Below are 12,012 nucleotides of genomic sequence, written 5' to 3' on the forward strand. Positions count from 1 at the left end.
GCGCGGAGAGAAAACGTGTGAGATAGCGTGATGTTTCGGGAACAGGCGCGGAACTTTCTTGAACCGTTATTCAGCTTGCCGACACCACAGCGATGGTTCCGACCGTGATCGCGATGGGGCCTGATGCAGATGCCTTCGCCTCCGAGCGCGAAATGGCGCGTACTGATAGCCTTCGCCTTCCTGTTCGTTTTCATGATCGCCGCCTCCATCGGGGCCTGGCGCCTGGCCGACCTCGGCAGACAGCAGGAGCAGGCCGCCACGCGCGAAGGCCTGGCCGCGCTGCGCGACGCGACCGACACCAGCGGAATCGAGGACGCACTCAGGCAGCATCCGCAAAACAAGTTCCTGCAGTTGACCGCGATGGCCACCCGGACGGCCGACGAGACCAACGCCGCGATCGAAAAGCTGTCGGACGAGATTGCGCCGGCCGGCATTCCGGCAAGCATCAACCTGGGCAAGGCGGGCCGGAGCGACCTCGACGCGCTGCGACGCGATCTGAAAGCGGCCGAAGCCAATACGGCGATGTTGATGCCGCGCTATGCCACGCTTCTCAAGGCCGAGCGCGACGCAGTCGAAAAATACGCGCTTGCACTCCGTGTGGAAAAAGACACCGTCGACGGCTTCCTGCAGTCCATCGATCGGCGGCATGCGGAAACCATGGCCCTGGTTGCCAAGATGCTGCCGGCGCGTGCCGAGTATTACCGCGCCTACGAAAAATGTGCCGCGATCCTCGCCTCGGAATTCGGCACCTACAGGGTCGAGAACGGCCAATTCGTGTTCCCGTTTCAGCTCAGCGCGAACCGCTACAATGCCGCTGCCGGCGCCATGGCGGCTGCCGCGGCGCGCTTGGATGAGCTGGAACAGGAACGCAAGGGCCTCTTGAAGTCGCAGCAGGAGCGCTGGACGCAGTTCGTCAACGGCAAATGACGCTGCCCCAAAGGCCGGCTTGCGGCTCGCCTTGCCCGGCGCTGCTCTCGACCACGATTTTCCCTGTCGCGGAAAGGCCGGTGCCTGTCGGCCGGGCCCGCCGAAATGCACTGCTACCTACGTCGCACAACAATCGCGCTAGACATGCCCGCGCCCTGCGCTAGTCTTTTATCCAGCCGGTTAAAAAAAGCGGCAGGAAACAGGGAGAGGGACGTGAATCCGAGAGGAAAGGTTGCGCTGTCGTTTGCGTTGGTCGCGGCTGGGCTGTTCTGCGCGGCAGCGCCCGCGATGGCCCAGGACAAGATCACGGTCTGGTGGGGCAAGGGCTTCTACAAGTCCGAAGACGACGCGCTGATCGAGGCGATCAAGAAATTCGAGGCCAAGACCGGCACCAAGGTCGAGCTCTCGCAATACGCGATCCAGGACATGATCCCGAAGACGGTGGCGGCGCTGGACTCCGGCACCGTGCCCGATGTCGCCTATTCCGATACCTATGACGTGCAGGCCGGCGGCAAATGGGCGTTCGAAGGCAAGCTCGAGGACCTCTCCGACATCCTGCTGCCGATGAAATCGGCGTTCGCGCCGAACACGCTGGAGACCGCCTATCTCTACAACGACGTCACCAAGAAGAAGGGCTATTACGGCTTTCCGCTGAAGCAGCAGAGCATGCACGTGCAGATCTGGGGCGACATGCTGGAGCAGGCCGGCTTCAAGGCTTCCGACATCCCGACCAAATGGGCGGACTACTGGTCGTTCTGGTGCGACAAGGTGCAGCCGGCGATCCGCAAGGCGACCGGCCAGCGCATCTACGGCATCGGCCAGCCGATGGGCGTGGAGTCGACCGACTCCTTCCAGTCCTTCTACACCTTCATGGACGCCTACAACGTCAGGCTGGTCGACGACGACGGCAAGCTCCTGGTCGACGACCCCAAGGTGCGGCAGGGCCTGATCAATGCGCTGAAGGACTATACCGACACCTACGTCAAAGGCTGCACGCCGCCCTCCTCCACGACCTGGAAGGACCCGGACAACAACGTCGCCTTCCACAACAAGACGACCGTGATGACGCACAACTTCACGATCTCGATCGCGGCAAAATGGTTCGAGGACTCCACCAATCCGGCGCTGACGCCGGAGCAGCGCGCCGCCGGCAAGAAGGCCTATGAGGAGACCATCATCACGGCCTCCTTCCCCAACAAGCCGGACGGCACGCCGATCAAGTACCGCTCCGACGTCAAGACCGGCGTGATCTTCACCGCCGCCAAGAACAAGGAGAAGGGCAAGGAGTTCATCAAGTTCCTGCTGCAGGAGGAGAACGTCCGCCCCTATGTCGAGGGCGCGCTCGGCCGCTGGTTCCCGGTGATGATCGAAAGCCAGAAGAGCCCGTTCTGGCAGGCCGACCGCCACCGCAAGGCGGTCTATAACCAGTTCATGGGCGGCACCACGCCGTTCGACTTCACCAAGAACTACAAGTTCACCATCCTCAACAACGAGAACGTCTGGGCCAAGGCGATGAACCGCGTGGTCAGCGAGAAGGTGCCGGTGGACAAGGCGGTCGACGAACTGATCGCGCGCATCAAGGAGGTGGCGGGCTAGTGATCCGATTCTAACATTCGCATCCCGTTGCGGCATGCCCTTGTGCGAATGTTAGAATCAAAAGGACCACCAGCAAGCAATTGTTTCTAGTGGAGCTTCGGATTTGACGTTCGCATGAAGGAATCGCGGCGAGGGAGTAGCGAACGTCAAATCCGCTCCACTAGTTCGAATCGCCGCTTTTTCTCACGTCGTTCCGGCGAAAGCCGGGACGACCACGTACCTGCAAGCTCGTATAGAGGCTCTGCACTTCGGATAGAGTAGCGAGCATGGCGATCACGGTCTCCGCAACCGATGTCCCGGGCGCACCATTGTCGGCGCGCCTGTCGACGCCCACGGTCTGGGCGATCGTGCTGCTGGCGCCTTACCTCCTCGTGTTCCTCGCCTTCGTGGTCTACCCCGTGGCCTACGGGCTGTGGCTGGCGCGCCAGCCGTCGAGCTATGTCGCGCTCTACAACGATCCGATCTTCGCGCGCGCCGCGATCAACACGCTGATCTTCCTGGTGATCGGCATCAATTTCAAGATGCTGATCGCGCTGTTGCTGTCCGGCTTCTTCGTGCAGCAGCGCGCCTGGATCCGCTGGCTGTCGGTGCTGTTCATCCTGCCCTGGGCGGTGCCGTCGATCCCGACCATCCTGTCGGTGCGCTTCATGCTCAATCCGGAATGGGGCGTGGTCAACCAGCTCATCTTCAAGTTCACCGGCGAGGACGGCCCGAACTGGCTGAACGATCCGGCGGTGGCGCTGACCATGGCGATCGGCATGCACATCTGGAAGTCGCTGCCGTTCTGGACCCTGATCCTGATGACGGGGCGGCTTGCGATCTCGCAGGACCTGTTCGAGGCCGCCGCCGTCGACGGCGCGAGCTGGTGGCAGAAATTCCGCTACATCACCTGGCCCTCGATGCAGACGCTCTACGTCACCTGCACGCTGCTCTCGATGATCTGGACGCTCGGCGACTTCAACAGCGTCTATCTGCTCACCGGCGGCGGCCCGGCCGACCTCACCCACGTGCTGTCGACGCTCGGCATCCGTTACTTGAGGCTCGACCAGCTCTCGCTGGCGATGGCCTCGATCGTCTGCGCGCTGCCCTTCGTGCTGCCGCTGGTCTATTTCATGATGAAACGGTTGTCGCGATGAAGCTTTCCGGCCGCGATATTTCCTGGCGCGACATTTCCTGGCGGGATGTCGGCACCGAGGCGCGGCTGCTGCTGATCGGCATCCCCGTCTTCATCTGGACCATGGTGCCGATCTACCACATGTTCCTGTTCGCGATCTCGCCGAAGGAGGACGCCTTCTCCGGCAAGCTGTGGCCGGCGCATCCGACGCTGCACAATTTCTCGATCGTGTTCAACCAGCAGCACTACTTCCTGCGCGATTTCTGGATCCAGTTCTGGAATTCGACGGTGATCGCTGCCGCCGTCGGCGCGCTGACGCTGTTCGTCGCGACCGCCGCCGCGTTCTCGATCTCGCGCCTGCGCGTGCCCGGCGGGCGCGTCGTGATGAACCTGGCGCTGTTCACCTATTTCATCCCGGCGGCGTTCCTCGCCGTGCCGATGTATCGCACCATGGGCAATTACGGCCTGCTCAACAACCACTGGGCGCTGATCCTGGCGATGGTGACGATCGCTTCGCCCTACGCGATCTGGGTCCTGAAGCAGGCCTCCGACAAGCTGCCGGTCGAGCTCGACGAGGCCGCCGTGATGGACGGCGCCACCACGCTGCAGCTGTTCCGCCTGGTCTATATCCCCCTGATGATGCCGTCGCTGGTCGCGATCGGAACCTATGCGGTGCTGCTCGCCTGGAACGAATATCTCTACGCGTTCCTGCTGCTGTCGAACGACCGCGACATCACGCTTCCCGTCGCGCTCGGCAACTTCCTCGCCGCCGACGACTCGCCGTGGGAGCTGTTGATGACCACCGGCTTCATCTACGCGCTGCCCCCGGCCGCGATCTACTACGCGTTCAAGCGCTACATGGTCGGCGGGCTGACCGCGGGCGCTGTGAAGTCGTAGTTTCGCCGCTTACAGCGGCGCGGCGCTCTCGCCTTGCCGGCTCGACAGTTTTGACGCCAATGAGGCCGCGATGATCACGGCCGCGATCAGCACGATCACCAGTGTGCAGATCGCGTTGATCTCCGGCTTTACCCCGAGCCGCACCTCGGAATAGATCCGGATCGGCAGCGTCGCCGAGCCCGGCCCCGTGGTGAAGCTCGCGATCACGAGGTCGTCGAGCGACAGCGTGAAGGCAAGCATCCAGCCGGCGGCGATGGCAGGGGCGATCAGCGGCACGGTAACGGAAAGGAACGCCCGCACCGGATCACAGCCGAGATCCATCGCCGCCTCCTCGAGGCTCCGGTCCAGCGAATTCAGCCGCGACTGCACCACCACCGCGACGAAGCACATGGTGAGCGTGGTATGCGCGATGGTGACGGTCCAGAAGCCGCGCTCGGCATCGATCGCCACGAACAGCAACAGCAGCGACAGCCCGGTGATCACCTCCGGCATCACCAGCGGCGCATAGAGCATGCCGGAGAACAGCGTGCGGCCGGCGAAGCGCTCGCCGCGCGACAGCGCGACCGCGGCGAGCGTGCCGAGCAGGGTTGCGATGGTCGCCGACGTCACCGCGACGCGCAGGCTCATCCAGGCCGCCTCGATCATCGCGGCGTCGTTGAAAAATTCCTCATACCAGCGCAGCGACCAGCCGCCCCACACCGTGACGAGCCGCGAGGCGTTGAACGAATAGATTACGAGGATCACGATCGGCAGATAGAGGAACGCCAGTCCCAGCGCGAGCGAGACCGTGTTGAAGGGCGAGATCCGGCGACGCGTCATCACCGCACCTCCAATTGCCGGCGCTGCAGCCGCTCGTACAGCAGCAGCGGCGCGAGCAGCAGCACCAGCAGCACCACCGCGGCGGCCGAGGCCACCGGCCAGTCCTTGTTGGTGAAGAATTCGAGCCACAGCGTCTGGCCGATCATCAGCGCATTGGAGCCGGCGAGCAGGTCGGGGATCACGAACTCACCGACGATCGGGATGAAGCAGAGCAGGACGCCGGCGCCGACGCCCGGCAGCGACAGCGGGAACGTCACCAGCCAGAACGTCTTCAGCGGCGAGGCGCCGAGATCGGCGGCCGCCTCCTCCAGCGCCGGCTCCATCTTGGCGAGCGTCGCATAGAGCGGCAGGATCATGAACGGCAGGTAGGAATAGACGATGCCGAGATACATCGCGCTGTCGGTCGACAGCCACACCAGCGGCTGCGAGATCACATGCAGCGCGAGCAGCACGCGGTTGAGCAGCCCGTCATGCTGCAGGATGTTGATCCAGGCATAGATGCGGATCAGGAACGAGGTCCAGAACGGCACGATCACCAGCATCATGGCGACCGCCTGCCAGCGCCGCGGCAGGCGCGCCATGCCGTAGGCGACGGGATAGCCGATCAGAAGCAGGATCGCGGTCGCCGTGATCGCGACCACGACGCTGCGCAGATAGGACAGGATGTACAGGTTGTCCGAGACGAGCAGGCGGAAATTGTCGAGCGAGAGCCCAGCCAGCGCCGCCTTGAGCGCGTCGAGCCCTGCGCCGAGGTCGAACACCGGCAGATAGGGCGGCTGCGCGATCGCGGTCTGCGACAGGCTGATCTTGGCGACGAAGCCGAACGGCACCAGGAAGAACAGCACCATCCAGAGATAGGGCGCGATGGCGCCGAACCGCGCCGGACGCGCGAAGATGCGGCGCGCGCTCATTGGTCCAGCACCAGGCAGTCGTCGGGCGTGAACCAGGCCACCACGCGCTGGCTCAGGCCGTAGGCATCCATGTCGATCCGCGCGGTGTTGGCCATCGCGGAGCGCACCACCGCCCCGGAGTCGAGCCTGACCTTGTAGGTCGTCATGCCGCCGAGATAGCTGATGTCGGTGACGACGCCTTCGAGCCGGTTGATGGCATGCGCGTTGACGGCATCCGCGGCCGGACCGCGCCGCGACAGCTTGACCTTCTCGGGCCGGATCGCGACCGCGACCGCGGTCTTGCCGATCGGCTGGCGCGGCTCGGCGACCACGACCGTGCCGGCATCCCTGGTCACGACCCTCAGCCGGCCCTGGTCGCGCGATTCCACCTGCCCATCGAACAGGTTGATGTCGCCGACGAATTCGGCGATCCAGCGCGAGGCCGGCGCCTCGTAGAGCTCGCGCGGCGTGGCGACCTGGTCGAGCCGGCCGGCGTCCATCACGCCGATCCGGCTTGCCACCGTCATCGCCTCCTGCTGGTCGTGGGTGACGATGATGAAGGTCAGCCCGAGCCGGCGCTGCAGCTCCATCAGCTCGAGCTGCGTGCTCTCGCGCAGCTTCTTGTCGAGGGCTGCGAGCGGCTCGTCGAGCAGCAGCACCTGCGGGCGGCGCGCCAGCGAGCGCGCCAGCGCCACGCGCTGGCGCTGGCCGCCGGAGAGCTGATCGGGCTTGCGCTTCTCCAGGCCCTCCAGCTTGACCAGCGCCACCATCTCGGCGACGCGCTTGCCGATGTCGGCGCGCGCCATGCCCGCGCGCTTCAGGCCGAAGGCGATGTTGTCGCGCACGGACAGATGCGGAAACAGCGCGTAGTTCTGGAACATCATGTTGACCGGGCGCTCATGCGGCAGGACCTTTGCGATGTCCTTGCCGCCGAGCAGGATGCGACCCTCGTCCGGCGTCTCGAAGCCCGCGAGCATGCGCAACAGCGTCGTCTTGCCACAGCCGCTCGGGCCGAGCAGCGCGAAGAATTCGCCGGCGCGAACGTCGAGCGAGACGCCGTCGACGGCGCGGAAGGAGCCGAACCGCTTGGCGACACGCTCGATACGGAGCAACGGCAGGTCGGCCTGCGCTTCCGTCTTGCGCTGCGCCGCCACCTGCCCTTCGCTCTCTGCCGCCACCGCCCTCGCATCCATTCCGGGTGCTGCTTCCGCCATTTTCCCCAACGAATCCCTTTCCCGCCCTAAGGCAAGTGAATCGATTCTAGCATTCGCATCCCGCTTTGGGAGCCACTTTTGCGAATGTCGGAATCAGAGGACCACTAGCCGCGGATCGGCCGCGGCTCAACGGTACACATGTCGCAACCAGCCAGAGGATCGGTTCTGATGGAATCAGAACCGATGCTCTAGCGGGCTTGCGTCGTGCTCGGCGTGGCGTCGGCCATGAAGGCGGCAAGCGCATCGCGATCGGCCGGCTGCATGGTGAGCCCGAGCTTCGTGCGCCGCCACAGCACGTCCTCAGGAAAGCGCGCCCACTCCCTTGCCATGAGATAGCGCACTTCGGCCGCCGTCAGCTCCGACCCGAAGGCGGGCCCAAGCGCAGCGCGGTCTTTTGCCTCACCCAGAACGTCCGCAAGCTGCGTGCCATAGGCGCCGACCAGTCGTTGCGCCTGCGGCTCGGTCAGGAAGGGCCAGCGCTCGCGCGCGGCGTCGACCTCGTTCTCGAATTTGTCCCAGGCGAAGGCGCCGCCGGGCAGCGGCGCCTGCGCGGTCCAGCGCGGCGTCATCGGATAGAACGGCGTCAGGCGCGAGACGGCGCGCTCGGCGCGCCGCCGTGCCGTGGTCAGGCCGCCGCCGAGCACCGCGATCAACGGCGCCTTGCCGCCTTTGGCGTCGAAGCTGATCGCTCCGTCCTCGGCTTCCGTGCCGGCCACCAGATTGGCGCCGGACACCGTCCGGATCACGTCCGACGGCGAAAGCGGGTCGCGGAAATAGCGGGAGGCCGCGTCGCAGAGATAGGCGACATCGCGAGCATCCACCGCCACGATCGCGGGATCGCCCTTGAAGGCGCGGCTGACGCTGCCGATCAGGGTGAAATCGCGCTCGAAGGGGCTGGCGTAGATCAGCCGCTGGTCGCTGTTCTGCAGCACGTAGACGTTATCGGGATCAAACAGCCGCGGCACGATGATCTGGCTGACCTGGACGGCGGGCGCGCGCGGCGGCGGCATGCGCAGCAGGGTCTCCATCAGGGTCGGCGTCCAGGCGCCGGCGGCGAGCGCCAGTGCGCGCGTGGTGATCGGACGGCGGTGGCCGCGATCGACCACGGAAAGGCGCCAGAAACTGCCGCGCTCGATGCGAACGCAGCGCGCCCCGGTGCGGATGTCGGCGCCGCGCGCGGCGGCATCGACCGCGGTGAGGACCACCAGGCGGGAATCGTCGGCAAGGCAATCGGAATATTCGAAGATCGTGCCGAACGGCCGCTTCAGCGCGACGCCGAGCGGATGGTGGGTGACGTCGAGCGTCTCGGACGCCGGCAGGCTGCCGGAGCGCGGCCCGAGCCGGTCATAGAGCAGAAGGCCGAGCCGCAACAGGCCCGGCGTGCGTTCATCGGCATGGGCGGGAATCGCAAAGCGCCACGGGCGCACCAGATGCGGCGCGATGGCAAGCCAGGTCGTCCGCTCCGCGAGCGCCGCGCGCACGCGACGCACACGCCTGCGTTCCAGCACCGCAAGGTCGCCATGGATCAGCCTTGAGGTCGCCGAGGATGCGGCGCCGGCGAGATCGCCCTGTTCGAGCAGGATCACCCGCAAGCCGCGGCCCGCGGCGTCGCGCGCCATGCAGACGCCGTTCAGCCCGCCGCCGATGATTGCGAGATCGTAGTCCGCCATGCGCGCATGTTCTAACCCGTCTTGCGCGCAGGCTCCATGGCATTGACGGCGTCACGGCCGACCAGCGTCGCGTACTGGGCGATCGGCAGCGGCTTGCCGATCAGATAGCCCTGCACCGCGTCGCAGCCCTCGTCGGCCAGGAAGGCGAGCTGATCCTCGGTCTCGACGCCCTCGGCGACGATCGACATGCGCAGGGCGTGGCCGAGGTCGATCACGGCGCGCACGATCGCGGCCGATTGCGGGTTGCGGCCGAGATGGATGATGAAGGCGCGGTCGATCTTGATCTTGTCGAAGGGGAAGGCCTGCAGGTAGCTCAGCGAGGAGTAGCCAGAGCCGAAATCGTCCATCGAGATGCGCACGCCGAGCGCCTTGAGCCGCCGCAGCATCGCAAGGCCGCGGTCGAAATCCTCGATCAGCACGCCCTCGGTGATCTCGAGCTCGAGCCGGTCCGGCGCGAGCCCGGTTTCCAGCAGGATCGAATGCACGAGGCCGACGACGTCGCCGTGCAGGAACTGCGCCGGCGACAGGTTGACGGCGACCCGCAGCGGCAGCTTCCAGGAGGCGGCCTCGCGGCAGGCCTCGCGCAGGATCCATTTGCCCATCTCGACGATCAGGCCGCTTTCCTCTGCCAGCGGAATGAAGTCGCTGGGGGGAACGAAGCCGCGCACCGGATGCTGCCAGCGCGCGAGCGCCTCGAAGCCGGTGACCTCGGCGCCGTCGGCATGGCTGCGCGCAGCCGCCTGCGGCTGGTAGTGCAGCGACAGCTCGCCGTTCCTGATCGCGACCGAAAGGTCCTGGTGCAGCACGCGGCGGTCGCGGATCTGCTGGTCCATTTCCGGTTCGAAGAAGCTGATGGTGCCGCGCGATTTCTGCTTGGCGCGGAACAGCGCCGCGCCGGCATTGGCGAGCAGCGAGGCCGCGTCGGCGCCGTTGTGCGGAAACACCGAGATGCCCGTGGTGATGCCGGTGCGGACCGACCTGCCGTCGATCACGAATTCGGTCGCCATCGCCTCGAACAGCTGCTCGGCGAGCGCCCTGCCGGCGGCCGGCTGCAGGCCGTCGATGATCAGCCCGAATTCGTCGCCGGAAAGCCGCGCCACCACGCCGCCGCGGGCCGCGCCCTGGATGCGGCGCGCCACCTCGATCAGGAGCTTGTCGCCTGCCGCGTGGCCGAACACGTCGTTGACTTCCTTCAATCCGTCGAGGTCGACGCAGAGCACGGCGAATTCCTCGCCGGTGCCGCCGCAGGCCTCGATCATCTGCGTCAGCGCCTGCAGGAAGGCGGGGCGGTTCGGCAGGTCGGTAAGGCCGTCGTGATAGGCCATGTGCGCCATCCGCGATTCGGTCTGGCGGCGGTCGGTCACGTCCTCGTGGGTCTTGATCAGATATTGCGGCTCGCCTTCCTCGTCGAGCACGGTCATGCGCCGCGTCAGGAACAGCCGCAAGCCGTCCTTGGTCGAGATCGGATGCTCCTCGGCGAGCAGGCCGCGCTTTTTGATCGCCGCCTCGTCGCGGGCGATGATCAGCTTGGCTTCCTTGGGATTGAAGATATCGGCGGCGGTCAGCCCCGTGGCGTCCTCGCGGCGGCGGTTGAGGATCGCCTCCGCGCTGCGGTTGGCGAGCAGATATTTGCCGTCGCTGACGCGTTCCACGATCAGCGACACCGGAATGTTGTCGACCACGAGCTCGAGGAACTTCTTGGCGTTTTCGAGCTCCACCGACAGCGAGCGGTGCTCGGTGACGTCGTCGAACAGCGCGATCAGGAATTTCGGCTGGCCGTTCTCGTCGCGGACGATGACACGGTTGGAAGCGAGCACGCGCTTCTGCGCGCCGCGCTCGACGACCAGCTCGCTGCGAAACTGGCCTTCCGAAGACACCAGCGCCGCCTTGTCGGCGGCGTCGATGCCGGCCGCGGTTTCGCGGCGGAAGATCTCGTCGGCGCGCTTGCCCACGATATGATCGCGCGAGAAGCGGGAGAAGCGCTCGAAGGCGCGGTTGGCGAAGATATAGCGGCCGTCCTCGATGCTCTTGGCGGCGACGCAGACCGGCACATTGTCGAGCACCGATTCCAGGAACTGCTTGGTCGAGGCGAGCTGGCGCGACAGCGCGCGCTGTTCGCTGCAGTCGAGATGCGTCGTCACCGAGCCGCCGTTCGGAAGCTGGAAATAGCGCACCAGCACGGAGCGGCCGTCCGGCAATTCGCTGATGAAGCCGTCGGCCCTGCCGGCCAGCCCGTAGAAATCCTCGACCGGCACGTCGAGCACGCCGCGCGAGCGCCGCAGTTCCAGGAGCTCGACCCCGCTCATGGCCGGCGGCAGGTCGGCGCGGCTCAGCCCGTACATGTCGAGATAGCGGTCGTTGCAGAACACGACCCGCTGCTTCGGATCGGTCATCACCACGCCCTGGTTGAGATTGTTAAGCGCGGAATTGATGAAGACGCTGCGGCGAAGCTGCGAGCGCCTGGAGCGGCGCACCGCGGAGTGGATCCACAATGCAACCGCCGCGAGAAAGGAGCAGCCGACGATGCCGCCGATCAGCCCTTCCCAGACCAGGCTCGGATCGGCATTGCCCAGATAGCTGTCGGGAGCGAACTGCGCGGAAAAGGCGAGCGCGCGCGACGGCGCAATGGCCATCAGGCACACGACGGCGTGCGCAAGAATCAAATTCGTGCCGCCCGCCTGCCAGTTCTTGTCAGCCATCGTCAACCCGCGGATTTCAACCGCCGATTGTCTGGCTTGTCGGGTTTGGATCGGGTAAACGCCTACCCGCACTGCAGAAAATTATGACTCAACTTACGGCAATTGCCCTGACATGATTAATGGCCCTTTAATGCGAAGCGGCCCGGCGGCCGTCGGGAAAGACCCGGCGGCCTGCGCCGGTGGCGC

The 12,012-nt window shown here is 65.6% G+C and carries 9 protein-coding genes; 4 read left to right on the forward strand and 5 right to left on the reverse strand.

Annotation, left to right across the window (positions count from 1 at the left end; translation table 11 throughout):
* Positions 1 to 123 precede the first annotated feature (123 nt).
* The 4 genes from QOU61_RS33145 to QOU61_RS33160 all read left to right on the forward strand — a co-directional run bounded on the left by QOU61_RS33145 (position 124) and on the right by QOU61_RS33160 (position 4,534).
* Positions 124 to 927, forward strand: a complete 804-nt coding sequence (locus tag QOU61_RS33145) for a hypothetical protein (protein ID WP_289655379.1) — start codon at positions 124 to 126, stop codon at positions 925 to 927.
* 288 nt (positions 928 to 1,215) lie between these two features.
* Positions 1,216 to 2,523 carry an ABC transporter substrate-binding protein gene (locus QOU61_RS33150; protein ID WP_502876992.1) on the forward strand — a complete coding sequence of 436 codons (1,308 nt, stop codon included), beginning with the start codon at positions 1,216 to 1,218 and terminating at the stop codon, positions 2,521 to 2,523.
* Positions 2,524 to 2,789: 266 nt separating this feature from the next.
* Positions 2,790 to 3,659, forward strand: a complete 870-nt coding sequence (locus QOU61_RS33155) for a carbohydrate ABC transporter permease (RefSeq protein WP_289655381.1) — start codon at positions 2,790 to 2,792, stop codon at positions 3,657 to 3,659.
* A complete protein-coding gene (locus QOU61_RS33160; RefSeq protein WP_289655382.1) occupies positions 3,656 to 4,534 on the forward strand; it encodes a carbohydrate ABC transporter permease in 879 nt (292 codons plus the stop codon). Before QOU61_RS33155 ends, QOU61_RS33160 begins: the two co-directional genes overlap by 4 nt.
* 9 nt (positions 4,535 to 4,543) lie before the next feature.
* On the opposite strand, the gene QOU61_RS33165 is transcribed toward QOU61_RS33160, so the two are convergent.
* The 5 genes from QOU61_RS33165 to QOU61_RS33185 form a co-directional block, all read right to left on the reverse strand.
* On the reverse strand, positions 4,544 to 5,353 hold the full coding sequence (locus tag QOU61_RS33165) for an ABC transporter permease (protein WP_289655383.1): 810 nt from the start codon (positions 5,351 to 5,353) through the stop codon (positions 4,544 to 4,546).
* A complete protein-coding gene (locus QOU61_RS33170; protein ID WP_289655384.1) occupies positions 5,353 to 6,264 on the reverse strand; it encodes an ABC transporter permease in 912 nt (303 codons plus the stop codon). Before QOU61_RS33170 ends, QOU61_RS33165 begins: the two co-directional genes overlap by 1 nt.
* The gene (locus QOU61_RS33175; RefSeq protein WP_289655385.1) at positions 6,261 to 7,457 is read right to left on the reverse strand and encodes an ABC transporter ATP-binding protein; all 1,197 of its coding nucleotides are present in this window, start codon (positions 7,455 to 7,457) and stop codon (positions 6,261 to 6,263) included. The genes QOU61_RS33170 and QOU61_RS33175 overlap by 4 nt, the downstream gene beginning before the upstream one ends.
* Before the next feature lie 188 nt (positions 7,458 to 7,645).
* Complete coding sequence (locus tag QOU61_RS33180; RefSeq protein WP_289655386.1) at positions 7,646 to 9,127, reverse strand: glycerol-3-phosphate dehydrogenase; 1,482 nt, start codon at positions 9,125 to 9,127, stop codon at positions 7,646 to 7,648.
* Between the two features lie 11 nt (positions 9,128 to 9,138).
* Positions 9,139 to 11,826 (reverse strand): EAL domain-containing protein, encoded by a 2,688-nt coding sequence (locus QOU61_RS33185; protein WP_289655387.1) that lies wholly within the window; start codon positions 11,824 to 11,826, stop codon positions 9,139 to 9,141.
* Positions 11,827 to 12,012 lie beyond the last annotated feature (186 nt).

Source organism: Bradyrhizobium sp. NP1, assembly GCF_030378205.1.
Classification (GTDB): Bacteria; Pseudomonadota; Alphaproteobacteria; order Rhizobiales; family Xanthobacteraceae; genus Bradyrhizobium.

Excerpts from the sequence above, each read along its gene's own strand:
- QOU61_RS33165 (WP_289655383.1), bottom strand. The coding sequence starts at position 5,353 with ATGACGCGTCGCCGGATCTCGCCCTTCAACACGGTCTCGCTCGCGCTG.
- QOU61_RS33170 (WP_289655384.1), bottom strand. The coding sequence starts at position 6,264 with ATGAGCGCGCGCCGCATCTTCGCGCGTCCGGCGCGGTTCGGCGCCATC.
- QOU61_RS33160 (WP_289655382.1), top strand. The coding sequence starts at position 3,656 with ATGAAGCTTTCCGGCCGCGATATTTCCTGGCGCGACATTTCCTGGCGG.
- QOU61_RS33150 (WP_502876992.1), top strand. The coding sequence starts at position 1,216 with ATGGCCCAGGACAAGATCACGGTCTGGTGGGGCAAGGGCTTCTACAAG.
- QOU61_RS33145 (WP_289655379.1), top strand. The coding sequence starts at position 124 with ATGCAGATGCCTTCGCCTCCGAGCGCGAAATGGCGCGTACTGATAGCC.
- QOU61_RS33155 (WP_289655381.1), top strand. The coding sequence starts at position 2,790 with ATGGCGATCACGGTCTCCGCAACCGATGTCCCGGGCGCACCATTGTCG.
- QOU61_RS33180 (WP_289655386.1), bottom strand. The coding sequence starts at position 9,127 with ATGGCGGACTACGATCTCGCAATCATCGGCGGCGGGCTGAACGGCGTC.
- QOU61_RS33175 (WP_289655385.1), bottom strand. The coding sequence starts at position 7,457 with ATGGCGGAAGCAGCACCCGGAATGGATGCGAGGGCGGTGGCGGCAGAG.
- QOU61_RS33185 (WP_289655387.1), bottom strand. The coding sequence starts at position 11,826 with ATGGCTGACAAGAACTGGCAGGCGGGCGGCACGAATTTGATTCTTGCG.